23 protein-coding genes are annotated in these 19603 nt (G+C 66.5%); 5 read left to right on the top strand and 18 right to left on the bottom strand.

Annotated features, from left to right (window positions below; genetic code table 11):
* The first annotated feature begins 219 nt into the window (after positions 1–219).
* Complete coding sequence (locus BLQ70_RS07705; protein WP_061966840.1) at positions 220–861, top strand: YoaK family protein; 642 nt, start codon at positions 220–222, stop codon at positions 859–861.
* Between the two features lie 64 nt (positions 862–925).
* Complete coding sequence (locus BLQ70_RS07700) at positions 926–1270, top strand: hypothetical protein (RefSeq protein ID WP_091856493.1); 345 nt, start codon at positions 926–928, stop codon at positions 1268–1270.
* A 117-nt stretch (positions 1271–1387) separates the two neighbouring features.
* Here BLQ70_RS07700 and BLQ70_RS07695 read toward each other — a convergent pair whose 3' ends face one another.
* The 10 genes from BLQ70_RS07695 to BLQ70_RS07650 form a co-directional block, all read right to left on the bottom strand.
* The gene (locus BLQ70_RS07695) at positions 1388–3475 is read right to left on the bottom strand and encodes a M3 family metallopeptidase (protein WP_091856492.1); all 2088 of its coding nucleotides are present in this window, start codon (positions 3473–3475) and stop codon (positions 1388–1390) included.
* A 27-nt stretch (positions 3476–3502) separates the two neighbouring features.
* Positions 3503–4225 carry a hypothetical protein gene (locus BLQ70_RS07690; RefSeq protein ID WP_091856491.1) on the bottom strand — a complete coding sequence of 241 codons (723 nt, stop codon included), beginning with the start codon at positions 4223–4225 and terminating at the stop codon, positions 3503–3505.
* Positions 4222–5121: a PhzF family phenazine biosynthesis protein gene (locus tag BLQ70_RS07685; protein WP_342028479.1), complete on the bottom strand. Its 900-nt coding sequence runs from the start codon at positions 5119–5121 to the stop codon at positions 4222–4224. The genes BLQ70_RS07690 and BLQ70_RS07685 overlap by 4 nt, the downstream gene beginning before the upstream one ends.
* 4 nt (positions 5122–5125) lie before the next feature.
* Positions 5126–6241, bottom strand: coding sequence for an endonuclease/exonuclease/phosphatase family protein (locus BLQ70_RS07680; protein ID WP_091856490.1), 1116 nt, complete (start codon positions 6239–6241; stop codon positions 5126–5128).
* A gap of 10 nt (positions 6242–6251) precedes the next feature.
* The gene (gene pdxY, locus BLQ70_RS07675) at positions 6252–7100 is read right to left on the bottom strand and encodes a pyridoxal kinase PdxY (RefSeq protein WP_091856489.1); all 849 of its coding nucleotides are present in this window, start codon (positions 7098–7100) and stop codon (positions 6252–6254) included.
* Between the two features lie 104 nt (positions 7101–7204).
* On the bottom strand, positions 7205–8284 hold the full coding sequence (locus BLQ70_RS07670) for a sensor histidine kinase (RefSeq protein WP_244511937.1): 1080 nt from the start codon (positions 8282–8284) through the stop codon (positions 7205–7207).
* A gap of 89 nt (positions 8285–8373) precedes the next feature.
* Positions 8374–9405 carry an ABC transporter substrate-binding protein gene (locus BLQ70_RS07665; protein WP_091856488.1) on the bottom strand — a complete coding sequence of 344 codons (1032 nt, stop codon included), beginning with the start codon at positions 9403–9405 and terminating at the stop codon, positions 8374–8376.
* Between the two features lie 95 nt (positions 9406–9500).
* Entirely contained in the window at positions 9501–9992 is a 492-nt protein-coding gene (locus tag BLQ70_RS07660) for a hypothetical protein (protein ID WP_139163500.1), read from the bottom strand.
* Between the two features lie 11 nt (positions 9993–10003).
* Positions 10004–10795, bottom strand: a complete 792-nt coding sequence (locus BLQ70_RS07655; protein ID WP_091856486.1) for an ABC transporter permease — start codon at positions 10793–10795, stop codon at positions 10004–10006.
* A complete protein-coding gene (locus tag BLQ70_RS07650) occupies positions 10792–11670 on the bottom strand; it encodes an ABC transporter ATP-binding protein (RefSeq protein WP_082617393.1) in 879 nt (292 codons plus the stop codon). The genes BLQ70_RS07655 and BLQ70_RS07650 overlap by 4 nt, the downstream gene beginning before the upstream one ends.
* Before the next feature lie 186 nt (positions 11671–11856).
* Between BLQ70_RS07650 and BLQ70_RS07645 the strand changes: the two genes are divergently transcribed.
* Complete coding sequence (locus BLQ70_RS07645) at positions 11857–12381, top strand: DedA family protein (protein ID WP_210184253.1); 525 nt, start codon at positions 11857–11859, stop codon at positions 12379–12381.
* Positions 12382–12590: 209 nt separating this feature from the next.
* The gene (locus BLQ70_RS07640; RefSeq protein ID WP_091856484.1) at positions 12591–12959 is read left to right on the top strand and encodes a ComEA family DNA-binding protein; all 369 of its coding nucleotides are present in this window, start codon (positions 12591–12593) and stop codon (positions 12957–12959) included.
* 220 nt (positions 12960–13179) lie between these two features.
* Here BLQ70_RS07640 and BLQ70_RS07635 read toward each other — a convergent pair whose 3' ends face one another.
* The 3 genes from BLQ70_RS07635 to BLQ70_RS07625 all read right to left on the bottom strand — a co-directional run bounded on the left by BLQ70_RS07635 (position 13180) and on the right by BLQ70_RS07625 (position 15352).
* Positions 13180–13410, bottom strand: a complete 231-nt coding sequence (locus tag BLQ70_RS07635) for a hypothetical protein (protein WP_061966829.1) — start codon at positions 13408–13410, stop codon at positions 13180–13182.
* A gap of 242 nt (positions 13411–13652) precedes the next feature.
* On the bottom strand, positions 13653–14672 hold the full coding sequence (gene ilvC / locus BLQ70_RS07630; protein ID WP_061966828.1) for a ketol-acid reductoisomerase: 1020 nt from the start codon (positions 14670–14672) through the stop codon (positions 13653–13655).
* Between the two features lie 14 nt (positions 14673–14686).
* Positions 14687–15352, bottom strand: a complete 666-nt coding sequence (locus tag BLQ70_RS07625) for a TetR/AcrR family transcriptional regulator C-terminal domain-containing protein (RefSeq protein WP_091856483.1) — start codon at positions 15350–15352, stop codon at positions 14687–14689.
* A 143-nt stretch (positions 15353–15495) separates the two neighbouring features.
* Between BLQ70_RS07625 and BLQ70_RS07620 the strand changes: the two genes are divergently transcribed.
* On the top strand, positions 15496–16041 hold the full coding sequence (locus BLQ70_RS07620; RefSeq protein ID WP_091856482.1) for a DUF924 family protein: 546 nt from the start codon (positions 15496–15498) through the stop codon (positions 16039–16041).
* A 3-nt stretch (positions 16042–16044) separates the two neighbouring features.
* Here BLQ70_RS07620 and BLQ70_RS07615 read toward each other — a convergent pair whose 3' ends face one another.
* The 5 genes from BLQ70_RS07615 to BLQ70_RS07595 are packed head-to-tail and all read right to left on the bottom strand — an operon-like array spanning position 16045 to position 19504.
* The gene (locus BLQ70_RS07615) at positions 16045–16260 is read right to left on the bottom strand and encodes a hypothetical protein (protein WP_091856481.1); all 216 of its coding nucleotides are present in this window, start codon (positions 16258–16260) and stop codon (positions 16045–16047) included.
* Positions 16257–17510: an FAD-dependent oxidoreductase gene (locus BLQ70_RS07610; RefSeq protein ID WP_091856672.1), complete on the bottom strand. Its 1254-nt coding sequence runs from the start codon at positions 17508–17510 to the stop codon at positions 16257–16259. The genes BLQ70_RS07615 and BLQ70_RS07610 overlap by 4 nt, the downstream gene beginning before the upstream one ends.
* A 16-nt stretch (positions 17511–17526) precedes the next feature.
* Positions 17527–18069, bottom strand: coding sequence for an acetolactate synthase small subunit (ilvN, locus tag BLQ70_RS07605; protein ID WP_061966824.1), 543 nt, complete (start codon positions 18067–18069; stop codon positions 17527–17529).
* Between the two features lie 50 nt (positions 18070–18119).
* Positions 18120–18797, bottom strand: a complete 678-nt coding sequence (locus BLQ70_RS07600) for a glutathione S-transferase family protein (RefSeq protein ID WP_091856480.1) — start codon at positions 18795–18797, stop codon at positions 18120–18122.
* Positions 18794–19504, bottom strand: a complete 711-nt coding sequence (locus BLQ70_RS07595; RefSeq protein ID WP_091856479.1) for an aspartate/glutamate racemase family protein — start codon at positions 19502–19504, stop codon at positions 18794–18796. Before BLQ70_RS07595 ends, BLQ70_RS07600 begins: the two co-directional genes overlap by 4 nt.
* Positions 19505–19603: the final 99 nt, after the last annotated feature.

Below are 19603 nucleotides of genomic sequence, written 5' to 3'. Positions count from 1 at the left end.
CGCAGTCCTTCGTCAGGTCATGGCGGGCGGTCGAAACCACGGGCGTTCCTCACATCGACAGGACAGGATGTAACCGAAGCACGGGGTCCAGCGCAAGCATATGTCGCATGCCGATTTGAATTAAGAACAGACCGCTCCTGTGAATTAGGATGGCGCAGCGCGATTCGGCCGGCGGTCGCGCGACATTGGGGGGCTGGCCAGAATGTCGGAGCGCCGCGCATGATGCGCTATGACCGGCCTGTCATCGGCCTTGCCTTCTGCCTGTCCGGCCTGGCGGGCTTCGTCGATGCGCTCGGCTTCCTCAGCCTCGGCGGCTTCTTCGTCTCCTTCATGAGCGGCAACACCACCCGCTTCGCCATCGAGCTCGCCGGGCGCCACGCCGGCGGCATCCTGCTCGCCGTGACGATCCTAGGGCTCTTCGTCCTCGGCGTGGTCGGCGGCTCGCTCGCGGGGCATTTCGCCGGGCGCCAGCGCAAGGCGGCAGTTCTCGCCTTCGTCACGCTCGCCCTGCTGATCTCGGCCGGCCTCGACTCGATCGGGCTGGGCATCGCCGGCGCCGGCGTCCTCGCCATCGCAATGGGCGCGGAGAACAGCGTCTTCCAGCGCGACGGCGAGGTCACGATCGGCCTGACCTACATGACAGGAACGCTGGTGAAGATGGGGCAGCGCATCGCCGGCGCCCTGCTCGGCGGGCCGAAGCTCGCCTTCCTGCGCCATTTCGTGCTCTGGCTCGGTCTGCTCAGCGGCGCCATCGCCGGCGCTGTCGCCCATGGCCGCATCGGGCTCGATGCGGTCTGGCTGGCCGCAGGCGCCGCCGCCCTCTTCACGGTCGTGGCGCTCTTCATGCCCGAGCCCGACTGACAGCAGCTTTGCCGGCCCCGCGGAATCGGGCATGCTCCCAGCTTGATCAGCCGGAGCCTCCCCGATGCGCGTCTCTACCGTCCTTATCCCGGCTTTCGCCGCGCTCCTGCTCTCCGCCTGCCAGACGCCATCGGGCGGCCCGCCCCCGGCGCCGCCGCCGTCGCAGGCCGCGCCCGGCGTGACGCCGAACACCTTCCGCATGCCCTCGGGCACCGGCTGCTCCGGTGAGGTCGAGCGCTTCCAGGCGGTGATCGATAACGACTTCGCGACCGGCCACACAACCAAGGGCGTGCATGACCGGGTCAGCAGCGAGATCGCACGCGCCCGCACGACCTGCTCAGGCGGCAACGATGCCGGCGCGATCGGCCAGGTCAGGGCGACCAAGGCGAAGTTCGGTTATCCCGGCTGAGCCAAAAAGCCAGTAGCATCATGCTCGCCCTTCTGGGCGAGCACCTACGTCTTGAACATTGCTCAAGAGAAGACGTGGATGGTCGGGACGAGCCCGGCCATGACGGAATGCGGCGGCTTAAGCCGCCAGTCCCCGCTTCTCCAGGAGCGCATCCGGCGTCGGCAGCCGCCCGCGGAACAGCGTATAGGCCTCGGCCGCATCGCGGGTATCGCCGGCCGAGTAGATGTAGCGCTTCAGCTTCTCCGCGACCGCGGGCGAGAAGACGTCGCCGGTCTCGGTGAAGGCGTTGAAGGCGTCGGCATCCATCACCTCCGACCAGAGATAGCTGTAATAGCCTGCCGAATAGCCGTCGCCCGAGAAGACATGAGTGAAATGCGGCGTGCGGTGGCGCATCGTGATCTCGGCGGGCATGCCGATGCGAGCGAGCTCCGCCGCCTCGAAGGCGAGCGGGTCGACCTCGGCCGGTGCCTCCAGCGAATGGAAGGCGAGATCGACCAGCGCCGATGATGTGTACTCAACCGTGGCGAAGCCCTGGTTGAAGGTCTGCGCCTTTTCGATCTTCTCGATCAGCGCCTCCGGGATCGGCTCGCCCGTCTCGGCATGGTGGCAATATTCGCGCATCACCTCGCGCGTCATGAACCAGTGCTCGTAGAGCTGCGAGGGCAATTCGACGAAATCGCGCGCAACCGACGTGCCCGCGAGCGAGCCATAGGTCACGTCCGAGAGCAGGCCGTGCAGCGCGTGGCCGAACTCGTGGAAGAGCGTGCGCGCATCGTCGAGCGAGAGCAGCGCCGGCTTGCCCTCGGCAGGCTTCGCGAAATTGCAGACATTGACGATGATCGGCCGGGTCTCGCCGTCGAGCTTGCGCTGGCCCCGGAAGGCGCTCATCCAGGCGCCGGAGCGCTTCGACGCGCGGGCGAAGTAGTCGCCGACGAACAGGCCGATATGGCGCCCGCTCGCGGTCTCCTTGACCTCGAAGATGCGCACGTCCGGGTGATAGCCCTTGAGTTCCGGCCGCTCCGCGAAGGAGAGCCCGAACAGCTTGCCGGCGACGTCGAAGGCCGCCTGCCTCACGCGGTCGAGCTGGAGATACTGCTTCAGCACGGCCTCATCGAGCGCATAGGTCTTCTGCCGGACCTTCTCGGCGTAGTGGCGCCAGTCCCAGGGGCGGATCGGGCCGTTCTCGCCCTCGCTCTGCGCCAGCGCCGCGAGATCGGCCGCCTCACGCGCCGCGCGCGCCTTGGCCGGCTTCCAGACCAGCTCCAGCAGCCCGCGCACGTGCTCCGGCGTCTTCGCCATGGCATCGTCGAGCTTGAAATGCGCGAAGGTCGGATAACCCAGCAGCTTCGCCTTCTCGGCCCTGAGCTTCACCATCTCGGCAACGATGGCGCGGTTGTCGCTCTCACCGCCATTCTCGCCGCGCTTGCTCCAGGCGATGAAGGCCTCCTCGCGCAGGTCGCGGCGGGTCGAGAAGGTCAGGAACGGCTCGATGATCGAGCGCGACAGCGTCACCGCATGCTGGCCCGGCTTGCCGCGATCGGCGGCGGCGCGTGCCATCGCCGCCTTCACGAAGTCAGGCAGGCCGGCGAGCCCAGCCTCGTCCGCGATGAAGAGCGCATAGGAGGATTCGTCCTTCAGCACGTTCTGGCTGAACTGCGTGCCGAGCCCCGCCAGCCGCTCGTTGATCGCGGCAAGGTGCTTCTTCTCGCCTGCTCCCAGCTTCGCGCCCGAGCGGATGAAGCCCTTGTAGCTGCGCTCCAGCAGGCGCGCCTGCTCCGGGTTCAGGCCGAGCGCATCGCGCCCGGCATTGACCGCATCGACGCGGGCGAACAGCCCCTCGTCCATCATGATCGCCGACCAGTGCCGCGAGGTGATCGGCGACATCTCGCGCTCGATCGCCTGCAAGGCCTCGTTCGTATCGGCACCGGTCAGGTTGTAGAAAACGCCGCCGACGCGGGAGAGCGCCCGCCCTGCCCGTTCCAGCGCCTCGATCGTATTGGCGAAGTCCGGCTCGGCTTTGTCCGCGACGATCGCCGCGATCTCGACCTTGTGCTTGGCCAGCGCCGCCTCGAAAGCCGGGCGGATATGCTCCGGCTTGATCGCAGCGAAGGGCGGCAGGCGGAACGGCGTCTCCCAGCGCGTGGCGAAGGGGTTCTCCGCCGGCAGCGCAAGAGCCTCGGGATAAGCAGTTTCAACAGAAGTCATCGGATCACTTTCGTGAGGTAGGCAGGATCACTTGCCGTCGAAGATATGTGCGAGATAGCGGCGCATGAAGGGCGGCATGTCGTGGTTTTCGGTATCGGTGAGATCGCGCACGATGACGATGTCGGACAGCTCCTCCTCCTCGAGGTGCTTCATCCGCTCCAGCATCAGCGCCCGTGCCTCGTCCGCCGGCAGATCGATCTTGACCTCGCGCATGAAGGCGATGCGGCCCTGCTCGATCAATGCCGTCCAGCCCTCGCCGACCTGCAGCTCCTCGACGCGCAGGCCCGTCTCCTCGCCGAGCTCGCGCGTGACGCTGCCGGCAAGGTCGAGCGTGCCGTCCGGGCGGGCGTCGTCGCGATCCGGCGTGCCGGCGGCGAAATAGACCTTGCCGGCATTGGCCGTGTGGTCGCCCATCCTGCCACAGAGAAAGGCGCCGTCATTGGCCCGGAGCGCCGCCATGGCGAAGCCGTTGCGGATGACGGGGCCGGGATGGCCCGCGTCGCGCCACGTCATGAAGGCCGCATAATCGGTCTCGAAATAGCCGGCCTCGAACACGCCGTCGCGGATCGCGGCGCGATGCTGGAGCATGATGCGGCCGTTGAACATCGCCGGCTTGCCGGCGCTGATCTCAGCCCAATGTGTCGCGATCAGCTCTGGATTCTCGCGCGCGAAGGCCCAGTCATAGGGCTCGACCAGGGCATCGACCCGCGACAGCGAGACGATCGTGCCGTTCTCGACACCATCGCTCACAGCAGCACGCCCTCGCTCACTACGATTGCCGAGCCACCGATCCGCGCGGAGGCGAGCATGCCGCCGCGCACGCTCAGCTCCAGCGTGATCTGCGACGGCCGGCCCATCTCGTAGCCCTGCTCGATGACGAGGCGATGGTCGCCATCCTCGGGCTTGTCATAGGCCATGATCGCGCCGGCAAAGGCTGCAGCCGCACTGCCCGTCGCCGGATCCTCGACGACCCCGGCGCCTGGCCAGAACATGCGGGCATGGTAGTGATGCCCGACCTCGGCAGTCTCGCGGCTGTAGACGAAGACGTTGCCGTTCGGCGTCGCCGCCATCACCCGCTCGAACGCACCGGAAACCCTCGCCTTGGCGATCGCCTCGCGGCCGGCGACGGGCACGGTCGTATAGGCGACGCCAGCCGAAAAGACGCTCGGTCGATGCGCATCAAAGCCGAGATCGGCCGGATCGAGCCCGAGCGCCTCCGCCAGTTGTGCCTCCGTGACGGATTGCGGGAGCAGCTCCGGCAGGCGCGGCAGGGTAAAGGTGGCATGGCCGGCATGACTGCCCTTGATCGCGACGGCGCAGGAGACCGGCCCGACCTTCTCCTCCAGCACCAGCATGTCGGCGGGCTTACCCTCAGCCTCGTCGGTCAGCGCGAACCAGACCGCCGTCCCGACCGTCGGATGGCCGGCAAAGGGCAGTTCGCCTCCCGGCGTGAAGATGCGGACGGCGGCGCGATGCTCCGGCTTCTCCGGCGGCGCGACGAAGACCGTCTCGGACAGGTTGAACTCCCGGGCGATGGCCTGCATCGCCTCGGTGTCGAGCCCTTCGGACTGGAGCACCACGGCGAGCGGATTGCCGGCATGGCGGCGCGTGGTGAAGACGTCGAGCGTGACGAAGCGGCGTTTCATCAGGTCACCCTTCCGGGATGTCGAGATCGATGGTGAGCGGGCAATGGTCGGAGGCCTTGGGCCGGTCCCAGCCAACGCGTGGATAGCGGTTCGCACAGGTCGCCAGCTTCGCCATCGAGCGGTCCGGCTCGCGCGGATCGAGCGGCACGCGGTAAGGCAGTCCGCGCCGGATCATCTGCATGGCAGGCTTGGGATTGGCGGCCGCCAGCGCAGGCGAGAGCAGGATGCGGTCGAGCGGCATATGGCTGCCGACCAGCCTGTCCTGACTTTCCGACCAGTAGCGCCGGAAATGCGTCCAGCGCTCATGCGGCGGAAGGGTCTGCATCGGATCGACGGCGAAATCGTCGAGCAAAGGCTCGATGCCGCTATCGCCCTCATCGACCAGTTCGGCGCGTGGGCCGAGACCATGGCGATAACCGTTGAGATCGCCCAGCACGATCCAGTTGGCTTCGCGCCAGCCGCCGCCGAAGCGCTGCTGGACCAGCCAGCGCACGGCCCGTGCCTCGGCGCGGCGCACCGGCAGCGTGGCGATCCGTCCGTCCTCGCGGCCATTGTTCATCGACTTGAGATGGCAGCCGAACAGACTGAGCCGTCGTCCCGCGACCGTCAGCTCCACCTCCAGGCAATCCCGCGCGAAAACCTTGGCCTGCGGCCCGATGCCGAACAGGGCGAGCTCGCGGTCATGCACGCCGGCCTGCGCGAAGGTCAGGTCCTTGTGCGAGCGCACCGTGACCTGCCCCTGGCCGAACAGGTCGCGCCGGGCCGCGAAGCCGATATCGATGCTGCGACGGTCATTGCCGTCGATCAGCGTGAAATGGCCGTAGCGATGGTCGGCGATGCGGTGGACATAGTTGGCGAAGAAGGCCTGCAGGCTCGCCAGCGAATCGACCTCCTGCAGCATCCAGAGATCGGCCTGCGCCTCGGCAATGGCGAGCGCCGTCATCTGGCGCTTGTCGTCCTCCAGCGCGACCGCGAGCGAGCGCTCCACCGCGTCGCGCTCGTCGGCGCGCGGGAAGTGGAACAGCGACATCGCAGCCGCCGTCTCGGTGCGCCCGCCCGGCTCGAAGCGGTGCCGCGTCAGCAGGTTCTCGACATTGAAGGTGCCGACGCGCAGCTTCATCGCAATGCGCTCAGATCGCTTCCGGCGCGAAGACCTGCGAGGGGGTCACGAACTCGTCCTGCGCCGCGACCGTCAGGATCTCGCGCGAGCCCGCCTCCTTGGTGCGCCTCAGCAGCCCATAGATCGAGGACGCCGCCTTCGACAGCGCAGCCGCCGCCGATTCCTCGCGCAGGTAATGCGTGAAGAACAGCGCCGCGATCGCATCGCCCGCGCCATTGACGCTGACATCGAGCTTGGGCGTGCGCACCCGCCAGCTGCCCTTCGCATCGGCCGCCATCAGGTCGATCGAGTCGGCGGGTGTCTCCTCGGTCTCGAGCGAGGTCACCATGACGACCTTCGGGCCGGCATCGCGCAGCGCTTCCACGGCGCGATGCGCATCGGCCAGCGTCTTGATCTCGACATCGGTCAGCAATTCCAGCTCGAACTGGTTGGGCGTCACGATATCGGCGGCCGGCACCGCCTGCTCGCGCATGAACTCGGGAATGCCGGGCCGCACGAAGACACCGCGCCCGACATCGCCGATCACCGGGTCGCAGCAGTAGAGGGCCTTGGGATTGGCCGCCCGCACCCGCTCCACCGCCGAGAGGATCGCATGGCCGATATCGGCCGAGCCCATATAGCCGGAGATCACGCCGTCGCAATTGGCGAGCACGCCGCGCTCGGCGATACCCTCCATCACCTCGTCGATCATGCCGCCGTCGAAGACGCGGCCCTTCCAGTTGCCGTAGCCGGTATGGTTCGAGAACTGCACCGTGTGGATCGGCCAGACATCGACGCCGAGCCGCTGCATTGGAAAGGTTGCGGAGGCGTTGCCCACATGGCCATAGGCGACATGGGACTGGATCGAGAGAATATTCATGGTCCGAAGCGATACCCCGTTCGCGGTGGGAGCGCGAACCTAACGGCTCCGGCGCGAGGCGCAAATCGAAAGCGGTGAAGCGTTCCATCGCTCACGCAGAGCGGTTACTCCCGCGGCGCGATATTGGCCATCGTCGTGGTCAGGACGTAGCGCAGGCCTTCCGGCCGATAGTCCAGCTCGACCTCGCCCTGGAATTTCTGCGCCATGACGCGCTCCACCAGTCGCGAGCCGAAGCCTTGGCGCCGCGGCTTGGTTACGACAGGCCCGCCGCGCTCGATCCATTCGAAGCGGAAAGCATCCTCGGTCTGCGGCCGCCCGACGGACCAGCGGACCGAGACCTCGCCGGTCTCGACCGAGAGCGCGCCGTATTTGACCGCATTGGTCGCAAGTTCGTTGGCGGCAAGCGCGAGCGTCATCGCCTGGTCGGCCGTCAATTGCAGCGGCGGCCCCTCGACGCGGATCGTGCCGATATCGGAGCGATGCGGCGCCAAAGCCCCGTCGATCACGGCGCGGATCGGCGCGCTGCTCCAGCTCGACCGGGTCAGGATGCTGTGCGCCTCGCCCAAGGTCGCGATGCGATCGCTGAGGATCGACTGCGCCTCTTCCAGCGTCTCGGCCGAGCGGAATGTCTGGCTGGCGATCGCAGCAATCATCGCCAGCGTGTTCTTCATGCGATGGGCGAGTTCGGCATTGAGCAGGCGCCCGTTGCGCTCTGCCTCCATCTTGCCCGTCGTCTCCATCACCGTGTCGATGATGCCGAGAACGCGGCCTGTCTCGTCGCGGATCGGGCTGTAGCAGAAGGTGAACCAGACCTCCTCGGCGTGGCCATAGCGATCGATCGTGAGCGGAAAATCCTCGATGAAGGTGGCCTCGCCCGCGAAGGCCTTGTCGACCAGCGGCCCGATCTCGTCCCAGACCTCTAGCCAGATATCCCGGAAGGAACGCCCGAGCGCGCAGGGCTTGTCGCCGAGAATCGGAAGGAAGGCATCGTTATGGATCGTGATCAGATCGGCGCCCCAGACAATGCATTTGGGAAAGCGCGAATTGACCATCATGCCGACGGCAATCTTGAGCGCCGCAGGCCAGTGGGCGATCGGCCCGAGCGGCGTGGAACTCCAGTCATGCACTTGAATGGCAGCGGCCATCTCGCCGCCGCCATCCAGAAAGGCCGTTTCGCCGTTCACGTGTTTCCCCCAGCGCGAATCGGCGCAGCATGCACGGAAGGCGGAGCGGGCGCGACGTCAAAAGACAGGCGCCGCGCCCGCATCCACGATCACGAGCCGGAGGCCGCCTTCTTGGCGAAGCTGTCGATGAAGGTCTTCGTCAGGTCGACATTCGAGTTGGTCAGTTCGGGGTCGAGCAGCTTGAGCGAGTCGTACATGCTCTTCATCGCGTCAGGCGTCGCGATACCGGTGCGCGAATAGCTTTCCTGCGAGTTCTTGACCGCGCGGATATAGAGCGCCTTGTCGCCGAGCAGGTACTCCTCCGGCACCAGCGCCGCGACATCCTCGGGCTTCGCCGTCTCCAGCCATTTCAGCGACTTCATCAGCGCATTGACCAGCTTCTGGGTCGTGACCGGGTTCTTCTCGGCGAAATCGTTCTTGAGATAGAGCACCGCCGCCGGGTTCGAGCCGCCGAACAGCGCCTTGGTGCCGGCCTCGGTGCGGGTGTCGATCAGCGAGACGATGTCGCCATCGGCCTCGAGCTTCGAGGTGACGGGATCGAGATGCGAGATCAGGTCGACCTGCTTCTGCTTGATCGCCGCGACCGCGCTGGCGCCGGCACCGACGCCGATGATCGCGGCATCCGTCGCCTTCAGGCCCGCCTTGACCATGGCGTATTGCGCGGTCAGCGCCGTCGAGGAGCCCGGCGCCGTCACGCCGATCTTGAGGCCCTTGAAATCGGCAGCCGACTTGACCTTGTCGGCGAGGTCCTTGCGCACGGCGATGGTGATCGCCGGGAAGCGCCCGAGCTCGATCACGGCGCGGATATCCTGGCCCTTCGCCTGCATGCGGATGGTGTGCTCATAGGCACCCGTCACGACATCGACCGAACCGCCGACCAGCGCCTGCAGCGATTTCGCACCGCCGCCGAAATCGTTGATCTCGACATCGAGGCCCTGGTCCTTGAAATAGCCCTTCCTCTCCGCGACCGTCAGCGGAAGATAATAGAGGAGCTGCTTGCCGCCGACGCCGAGCGTGAGCTTCGGCTTCTCCGCGTTCTGGGCGAGCGCGGCATGCGGCGCAGCGCCGAGAGCGGTGGAAAGAGCGAGCACGGCCAATGCGCCGCGGCGGGTAAACTTCATGGCGAAACCTCCGGTCGAATGAAGAAGGCGCTTCTCGATGGCGCACTCGCCGTAACGATAGGCGAGATCATTTGTTCACGGCAAGCGAGCGAAATCTAACGGGGATTGCACAATTGGCGGAAGCGCGAGACATGGCGCTCAATCTGCGCGAGGTCGAAGGAGGCGGTGAACTTGCGTTTGACCGCGAACGCCATCGACTTGCCGGCGAGCAACTGCCGGAAGAGCCCGATCGCCTTGCTCCCGCCCAGCGTCAGGTAGTCGTCGCGGCTGTCCATGTGCTGGACGATGTCCTCGCCCCCGTCGCGCGAGATTGTAACGTCCTCGCCCTCGACCGCCCAGACGGCGCCCGCTCCGAAATCGAGCGCGACGCCATAAGTCGACATGTCGTCGACGCGGCAGGAGATTACAACCATCACGTCGCGGCCGCCGCTCGCCTTGCTGGTCAGCACGAGGCGGTTGCGCTTGGCGTTGGCGCGCCCGTCGGAATTGACTTGGAGCATCGCCTCCGTCCGCGCCTGCGCCGGAAGCGCCGCGCAGCACAGGCCGGCCACCACCGCGGAGGACAGGAGCAGCGCCGGGATCCGCATCGCCCCCTCCTTCATGTCGTCGTGGTCGCACTCTGGCCGGGGCGCCAGACCAGAAGCCGCTTCTCGACCAGCGTCACCAGCGCATCGATCGCGATGACGAAGATCGTCAGGATCAGCATGCCCGAGAACACGCCGGTGACGTCGAACACGCTCTCGGCCTCGTGAATCTTGTAGCCGAGCCCCGCCGACGAACCGAGATATTCGCCGACCACTGCACCAACCAGCGCGAAACCGACGGAGGTGTGCAGCGACGAGAACATCCAGGTCAGCGCGGACGGCCAGTAGACATGCTTGAAGAGCTGGCGCTCGTTCATGCCGAGCATACGGGCATTGGCCAGGATCGTCGGCGAGACCTCGCGCACGCCCTGATAGACGTTGAAGAACACGATGAAGAAGACGAGCGTGAAGCCGAGCGCCACCTTCGACCAGATGCCTAAGCCGAACCAGAGCGCGAAGATCGGCGCCAGCACGACGCGCGGCAGGGCGTTCGCCGCTTTGATATAGGGGTCGAACACCGCCGAGAGCAGCTCGCGCCGGGCGAAGGCGAAGCCGAACAGGATGCCGGCGAGCGAGCCGATGACGAAAGCCAGCACCGTCTCGGTCAGCGTGATGCCGAGATGCCAGTAGATGTCTGCGCTGGTGAGCTGCTTGAAGGTGCGCGTCAGCACCGCGACCGGCGTCGAGAAGAAGAACTGGATCGTCTTCACGTCGCCGAACAGGCTCGTCGTCGTCGCGACATGCCAGATCGCCAGGAAGGCAACCATCACCAGAATCTGGAGGAAGAGAAGCTTCACCCGCTTCATGATGCGTCTCCCCCGACGAGTTCCCGGCCCTCGCCCATCGCATAGGCCTTCTGCACCTCGACTCGCAGCGAGGACCAGATGTCGCGATGGATTTCGTGGAAAGCCTTCTCCAGCCGGATATCGGCAATGTCGCGCGGGCGCGGCAGGTCGACCTTGTAGTCGGCGACGATCCCCGCCGCAGGCCCCGCCGACATCACCACGACCCGGTCGGAGAGCGCGATCGCCTCCTCGAGATCATGGGTCACGAACATCAGCGCCTTGCGGTCGCGCGACCACAGGTCGAGCAGGAGATTGCCCATGATCTGCCGGGTCTGCGCGTCGAGCGGCCCGAAGGGCTCGTCCATCAGCAGGATCTCGGGATTGCGGATCAGCATCTGCGCGAGGCTGACGCGCTTGCGCTGCCCGCCCGAGAGCATATGCGGATAGCGGTCGACGAAGGTCCTCAAACCCACGCGGCCGAGCCATTCGCGGGCGCGCTGGTCAGCCTCCTGATTCGACACGCCCATCGGCTCCAGCGCGACCTTGACGTTGTCGAGCGCTGTCTTCCACGGCATCAGCGCATCCTGCTGGAAGAGATAGCCGGCGCGCCGGTTCAGCCCGGACAATGGCTTGCCGAAGATCCCGACCGAGCCGGCCGAGGGCGAGAGCAGCCCCGCCGCCGCATTCAGCAGCGTGGACTTGCCGCAGCCGGTCGGCCCAACGATCGAGACGAACTCGCCGGGATGAACCTTGAGATCGATGCCCTTCACTGCCTGGTAGCGACCGCCATCGGCGAGATGGAAGGTGATGTCGACGCCGCCGAGCTTGACCGCCGGATCGCCCGACGGACCCGGCCCTGCTCCCGCACCCTGGTGCGGGCGATCCTGCAACTCCATGAAATCCGTTTCCCCGTCAGGCGCCGTCTTGTGCCGGGCCGCCAGCTTTTCCGCGTTGCCGGAATTAATAGGCGATCGTCCGGGGAAGGCAACGATGCCCCTGCGGCGGCCCGTCGCTTGCATCGTACCAGTGACCCAGCCATATGGCGTGACCGACCCGACCCCGCAGGAGCCGAGCCGAGCGCCATGGCCGAACTTGAGCAAGCCATGAAGGCGCTCGTCGACTTCATGCAGGCCCATCAGCAATGGGCCGTCCCGATCGTCTTCGCCGTCGCCTTCGCCGAATGCGTCGCGATTCTCTCCTGGCTGGTGCCGGCCACGGTGTTCTTTACCACCTTTGGTGCCGTCGCAGGCGCCTCCGGTCTCAATCTCGTGCCGTTGGCGCTGGCAGCCTCGCTCGGCGCGGGCAGCGGTTTCTGGGTGTCCTACTGGGCCGGGCTCCTGCTCGGACCGCGCGTCCATGACTACTGGCCGTTCAGGAAGAACCCGCAACTGCTCGATCGTGGCCATGCCTTCTTCGAGAAATGGGGCATCGCCAGCATCCTGATCGGTCATTTCTTCGGGCCGTTGCGCGCCGTGATCGCCATCGTCGCCGGCATCGTCGCGATGCCGTCCTGGCAGTTCCAGCTCGCCAACTGGCTGGCTTCCTTCGCCTGGGGTTTCGGCCTGCTCTACGCTGTCGGCCGCTTCAGCGAATTCCTCGCGCGCTGAGGGAACCGGAAACCTGACCGCCCGGTGAACGCGCCATTCGGAGAGCGTTCAAACCGGAAGGCGCTTCTTCACGTCGTCGCATCGCGGCACGCCACCGTGGCGAGCCCGGCGCGACACGCTGAACGGCCTCGTGCCGCCAGCGTCGTCCGGCGGAGGGACCCGGCCCCCGGCGGATGCGATGATCCGGGCCGACCCGCGAGGTCCCAGTCATGACGATGTCCCGCTTCCTGATCCCCCTCGTCGCGCTTGCCGCCATGGGCGGCCAGGCCTTCGCCCAGACCGCGACGCCAGCGACCCCCGCCAAGCCCGCCGCGCCTGTCACCGCGCCGGCCGCGCCTGCGATGAAGCCCGCTGCCCCGGCGGCTGCCCAGCCCGCCGCCGCCCAGGCCAAGAAGATCAACATCAACACTGCGACCACTGCCGAGCTCGACACGCTCAAGGGCATCGGCGAGGCCCGTTCCAAGAAGATCATCGAGGAGCGCGGCAAGGCGAAGTTCAAGGATTTCGCCGATCTGGTGAAGCGCGGCACTCTGCCCGCCAATGTCGAGGCCGAGATCAAGGACAAGATCACCTTCTGATCGGCCCCCAGATGCAAAAAGCCTCCGGCGCCAGGCGCCGGAGGCTTCATCATTTCGGGTCTCTCGAAGCGGTGGGTCAGGCCAGGCCAAGGATCACCGCGAGCATCATCGCCAGCGACAGCGCCATCACGATGCGGATCGCCACGGGCGTTTCAAGAATGCGTAAGAGTTCCATCACTGCCTCCCCTGCATCGGGCAAACACGAACGGTTTCGCAAAACTCAGTAGACCAGCTTCTCCACGGCGAACCACGCGATCGTCACGAGCACGAGCCCACCAACCAGCACCATCAGGACCGGGCGGCCGAGAAAGCCCTGCCGCGCCTCGATCGGTGTCTCCACAGCCGGGTCCGCATCGCTGTGATCGTCGGCGCGCATCGGCGGAATCGGATCGCCGCCGCGGGCCTTGTCCAGATCCTCGACCGGCACTCTGGGTCGGGTATCGACCGTCATGACCGTCTCCTTGAGGTCTCGCAGGCCCGATGGGCCATGCACCGCAAGGAAAACGCTCCAGCACCGGTACGGTTCCTGCCAGCGCTTCAAAGAAAGCGGGCGGCGGCCTCCCGGCCACCGCCCGCAAACAGAAAGTCGTTTGATATCAGTCGACTGCAAGGCGGTCCGGAATCAGATTCGGAGCCTCTTGAATCAATATTGGAAGCCCGCACCGACGATCGCCGGCGCGGGCGGCCACCAGCTCAGTTCTTGGTCTTGTCGACCAGGGCCTTGGCCTTGATCCAGGGCATCATGTCGCGGAGCTTGGCGCCGACTTCCTCGATCGGATGGGCGGCGTAGCGGGCGCGGGTCGCCTTGAACGAGGTCTGGTTGACCTTGTTCTCGAGCATCCAGTCGCGGGTGAACTTGCCCGACTGGATGTCGGTCAGGACGCGCTTCATCTCGGCCTTGGTCTCGGCCGTGATGATCCGCGGACCGGTGACGTACTCGCCGTACTCGGCGGTGTTCGAGATCGAGTAGTTCATGTTGGCGATGCCGCCCTCATAGATGAGGTCGACGATCAGCTTCACCTCGTGGAGGCACTCGAAATAGGCCATCTCGGGGGCGTAGCCGGCCTCGGTCAGCGTCTCGTAGCCGGCCTTGATCAGCTCGACCAGGCCGCCGCAGAGCACGACCTGCTCGCCGAAGAGGTCGGTCTCGCACTCTTCCTTGAAGGTGGTCTCGATGATGCCGGCGCGACCGCCGCCATTCGCCGAGGCATAGGACAGGCCGAGATCATGGGCGTTGCCGGTCGCGTCCTGATGGATCGCGATCAGGGTCGGCACGCCGCCGCCGCGCTGATACTCGGAACGGACGGTGTGGCCGGGGCCCTTCGGGGCGACCATCAGCACGTCGAGGTCCTTGCGGGGCTCGATCAGGTTGAAATGGACGTTGAGGCCATGCGCGAACAGGAGGGCGGCGCCTTCCTTCATGTTGGCATGCAGCTCGTCGCGATAGATGTCGCCCTGCAGCTCGTCCGGGGTCAGCATCATCATGATGTCCGAGACCTTGGCGGCCTCCGACGGGGTCATGACCTTGAAGCCGGCCTCTTCGGCCTTCTTGCGCGTGGCCGAGCCGGCCTTGAGCGCGATGATGATCTCCTTGACGCCGGAATCGCGCAGGTTGAGCGCGTGCGCATGGCCCTGCGAGCCGTAGCCCACGATGCAGACCTTCTTGCCCTTGATCAGGTTGATGTCGGCGTCACGATCGTAATAAACGCGCATGGGTGTCTCCTTTGTCACGCGTTGGACTTGTCCCGGCCCGAGGCATGCCGCCCCGCGCCGTAGAGGGTGAGAAACTGCTCGGTCGCCCGCTCGGCATCAGCGGCGATCTCGGCCCGGCTCAGCGTCAGCGTATCGCCGAGCAGGAGGCGGATCTGGACGTCGCGGCCGGCAAGGCCGAAGAAGGTGCGGAAAGCCGTCTCTGTATCGTCGAAGGCGAGCAGCCCCGCCTCGCGCCCCGCATCGAGCACCGGCTTCAGGCGCTCGCCGATGGCGAAGCGGCCATTGGCCAGCACGATCGAACCGAGATTGCCGTCGCGCGAAGCCGCCTGGCTGATGCCGATGCGATTGAGCGCGATCGAGGTCGGCGAGGTGATCACCTCAAGCCAGTTCGCGGCGAAACCCTTCAGGCTCTCGCGCAGCGCGCCGGCATCGAATGTCTGGCGCTCGTAATTGCCCGCCCGGACCTTCGAGGCCTGCCATTGCACGGTGGCGGTCAGGAGGCCGTCGCGGTCGCCGAACCACTTGTAGAGGGTTTCCTTGGAGCAGCTCGCCCGGCGCGCCACAGCCGTCATGGTGAGGCCGCTGCCCTTCTCGACCATCAGGCTCAGCACGGCATCGAGCACGGCTTGCTGGCGCGCTGTCAGCGCCTCGCCTTGCGTCTCTGCGGCAGTTCGCGTCATGGGGTGGGAAAGATCCAGTACCGTACGTTACGGTTCAGGCATCTATCGCAGGGACGGGCAGCCCGCAAGCGTTATTCACGACTGGCGCATGGCCGAAGAGGAATTATCTCTCGATCATCTGAGTTCGAGGAACGGAGCCACTCATGACCCTGCCCAGCGCCAATACCGTCGTCAGCTTCTGGCGCGAGGCCGGCCCCGAGAAATGGTTCCTCAAGGACGACGGCTTCGACGCCGAGATCACCAGGCGCTTCCTGCCCGCCCATGAAGCCGCCGCCGCAGGCAAGCTCGCCGATTGGGAGGAAACGGCTGAAGGCGTCTATGCCCTACTGATCCTGCTCGACCAGTTCCCGCGCAACATGTTCCGCGGCAGCCCGCGCGCCTTCGCGACCGATGCGCAAGCGGTTGAAGTCGCCGAGCGCGCGATCGCCCGCGGGTTCGACGAGGCCTACCAGCCGCCGGAGAAGCGGTTCTTCTACATGCCCTTCATGCATTCCGAAGGGCTCGCCGATCAGGAGCGCTGCATCGAACTCTGCGCCGCCGCGGATGATGCCGACGGGGTGAAATATGCCGAGATCCATCGCGACATCATCCGCGATTTCGGCCGTTTTCCGCATCGCAACCCGGTGCTCGGCCGCGAGACCACGGCGCAGGAGCGCGTGTTCCTCGACGAAGGCGGTTTCAGCGGCTGAGGCTCAGCCGCCCTCCTGGCTGGCGATCCGCTGCAGGAAGATCGCCGCGATGGTCAGCAGGAAGCCGGTCCACCAGAGCGGCGAGCGCAGGCTCTTGCCGCTGCCGAGCGGCTCGGCTTGCCCCTTGCCGGAGAGGCGCATCATGATCGGCCAGGCGAAGCAGCCGAAGCCGGCGATGCCGAGGAGAAGCGCGATCTGTTCGAGGCTCGGTGTCGTCATGCCCTTACGCTCGCGAGAGTAGGATTGTCCGGGAAGGCCGGCCCCAGCTTCAGGGTCCGCAGGGGATCGCCATACAGCCCCGCGACGAGCAGGGCCAGTTGCCTGTCGATGCCCGGCAGGCGCGCCAGCGGCGGCACGAGCCGGTCGCGGAGCAGCGGCAGCAGGACGCTGTCCGACTGGTAGAACGGCGTGAACAGGCGGCTCGCAGCCTGATAGAGCCGGACATGGAAACGCCGCAGCCGCGCATAACGCTCGAGCGCCCCGGCGATATCCGCAGCCTCGTTCACGGCGTTCGCAAGCGCATAGGCATCGAGCAAACCCATATTGGCGCCCTGTCCAAGCTGCGGGCTGGTCGAATGGGCGGAATCGCCGATGAAGGCGAGGCCATGCCCGGCCGCGACCGGCAAGGTATGATGCCGGTAGGACGCCAGCAGCAATTGCTCGGATGACGTGATGCTCTCCAGTATCGGTGCCGTCTGGGGCCAGTGCCGGAGCACATCGGCCTTCCAGGCATCGAGACCGCGCGCCTGCCATTGCGCGTGATCGGCAGGCTTCAGGCTCCAGAAGAAGGAGGCGAGTAACGTCTCGTCGTCGGGCCGCCGGCCGATCGGCAGCACACCGACCATCACGCTGGCGCGGCGATAGCGCTGCTCCAGCGCATGCGGGTCGAAGCCAGCGGCCAGCGGCGCATTGGCCCAGACCGCGCCATAGGCCAGCGGCCGCTGCCGCACCGGCCGCAAGGCCCGGCCGAGCAACGGCGAGCGCGCACCCAGCGCATCGATGGCAAGATCGAACGGCCCCAGCTTTCGGCCATTCTCCAGAATGAGCGAGGCCCGCCCGCCGCTGCCATTCTCGACGTCGACAATCTCGCAGCCAGTCTCGACCGCGATGCCGCGTGCCGTCACCGCATCGAACAAGGCCTCGAACAGGCTGCCGCGATGGATGCCGAGGCCGAAAGCATCGGCTCCGAGTGCCGCATAGCGCACGTCGAGCACGACAGAGCCTGTAACCGCGCCCAATCCATAGAGCCGGTCGAGCCTGCTGCCGCGTGCGATCAGCGCCTCGGCAAGGCCGAGCTCGCGCAGGACGGCGAGCCCTGTCGGCTGCAGGATCAGACCGGAGCCGAGCGGCTGCGGCGTCGCGAAGCGCTCCACAAGCGTCACCCGATGCCCGGCGCGCTCCAGCAGGAGCGCAGCCGCAAGCCCTGCCGGCCCGCAGCCGGCCACTGCGATTTCGTAGCGGCGCGTCACCGGCAAGAGCCGGTGGTCACATCGAGTCCGGGCCGCGGCTCATCGCGGCGATGCCGGTGCGCGAGACCTCGGTCAACCCCACCGCGGTCATCGTCTTGATGAAGCGTTCGATCTCCTCGGTCGCGCCGGTCAGCTCGAAGACGAAGGAGGTCAGCGAGGCATCGAGCACGCGCGCGCCGAAGGCCGAAGCGAGGCGCATCGCCTCGACGCGGTGATCGCCCTTGCCGACGACCTTGATCAGCGCCAGCTCGCGCTCGATCGCTTCGCCCTGCTCGGTCAGGTCGACGACGCGATGCACCGGCACCAGCCGGTCGAGATGCGCCTTGATCTGGTCGATGACATTGGCCGTGCCCGAGGTCACCACCGTGATGCGCGAGAGATGTTTCTCATGCTCGGTCTCGGAGACGGTGAGGCTCTCGATATTGTAGCCACGGCCCGAGAACAGCCCGGCGATGCGGGCAAGAACACCCGGTTCGTTGTCGACGATGACCGCCAGGGTGTGGCGCGCGGTCGGCTGTGCCTTGGGAGCATTCGGGTAGTGGGTGGCGGGCTTCGACATGACGGACCTGTGAGGCAGTTGGAGCGAATGAAATCGAAGAAAGATCGGGCTCAGCGGAGATTGACGAGGGCGGGTTCGTCGACCTCGTCCTGCGCTACGATCCAGGGCTCGGCCAGCGCAGCGGCAAGCCATTCGCGATAGGCAGGCAGCGCGAGCACGGCCTTCATGTAATCCCGCGAGACCGGATCGACGGCGATGCCATAGGTATCGAGCCTTGTGACGACCGGCGCATACATCGCATCAGCCGCCGAGAAGGTGCCATAGAGGAACGGACCGCCGGCGCCGAAGCGCTCGCGCGCCTGCCGCCACAGACCGGTCAGCCTTTCGACATCGCGGGCGACGCCGGGGCCGCGGCCGTGCGCGGCGAAACGCTTGCCAAGATTCATCGGGCAGGCGCCGCGCAAAGCCGTGAAGCCCGCATGCATCTCGCTGGAGATCGCGCGCGCATGGGCACGAGCTGCCTTGTCGCGCGGCCAGATGCCGGCCTGCGGCTGCGTGTCATGCAGATATTCGCAGATCGCCAACGTCTCCCAGACCGCGATCTCGCCATCGATCAGAGTCGGCACGGTGCCGCCGCTGCCGGGCGCGGCCGCGAAGATCGCGTCCTTGAAGCCGGGCTCGTCGAGCAGCACGAGCTGCTCGGTGAAGGCGATCCCGGTTGCGCGCATCAGAAGCCAGGCCCTGAGCGACCAGGACGAATAGCACTTGTTGCCGATCAGGAGCTTCATGCCGCGGCAACCTCCCATTCGTCGACGAAATCGAGCGCCGCCGCAACGTGCAAAGCCGTGGTGTCGAACACCGGCACGGAGACATCACCCTGCGAGAGCAGGAGGCCGATCTCGGTGCAGCCGAGAATCACGCCGTCGGCGCCCTCCTCCCTGGCCGCGCGCGCGACGATAGCGCGGTAGCGCTCGCGCGAGGCCGGATCGATCCGCCCTCGGCAAAGCTCCTCGTAGATGATCCGATGAACCTCATCCCGCTCCTGGGGCTGCGGCACCAGCGCCTCGACGCCGAAGGCCTTCAGCCGGTCGCGATAGAAGCCCTGCTCCATGGTGAAGCGGGTCGCCAGCAAGAGCGGTCGGCGCGCGGGCGAAGCCAGCACAGCCCGCGCCGTGACATCGGCGAGGTGCAGGAAGGGCAGCTTGGTCGCGGCGATGATCTGGTCCGCGACCTTGTGCATCGTGTTGGTGCAGAGGACGAGGCAGGAGGCCCCGCCCTGTTCCAGGCGGCGCGCGCTCGCAGCCAGCGCCGCGCCAGCTGCCGCCCAGTCGCCCTTCGCCTGCATCTCTGCGATGGGGGCGAAATCGACCGAATGCAGGAGCACGTCGGCCGAATGCAGCCCGCCCGAACGAGCGCGCACGCCCTCGTTGAGGAGCCGGTAATAGACCGCGGTCGACTCCCAGCTCATCCCGCCGATCAGACCGATGCTGGCCATGGTGTTTTCCTTCTCGGAGCGCTGCCGTCATTCTCGGGCGAAGCTGAGGCTTCGACCCGAGAAATTCCCGACGGAAGGGCGCAGATTGGCCCTCACTCC

Origin of the sequence: Allobosea robiniae, assembly GCF_900102525.1 — a bacterium.
GTDB classification, from domain to species: domain Bacteria; phylum Pseudomonadota; class Alphaproteobacteria; order Rhizobiales; family Beijerinckiaceae; genus Allobosea; species Allobosea robiniae.
Note: the sequence above shows the minus strand (reverse complement) of the source record. Positions and strands in the feature narration are given on the sequence as shown.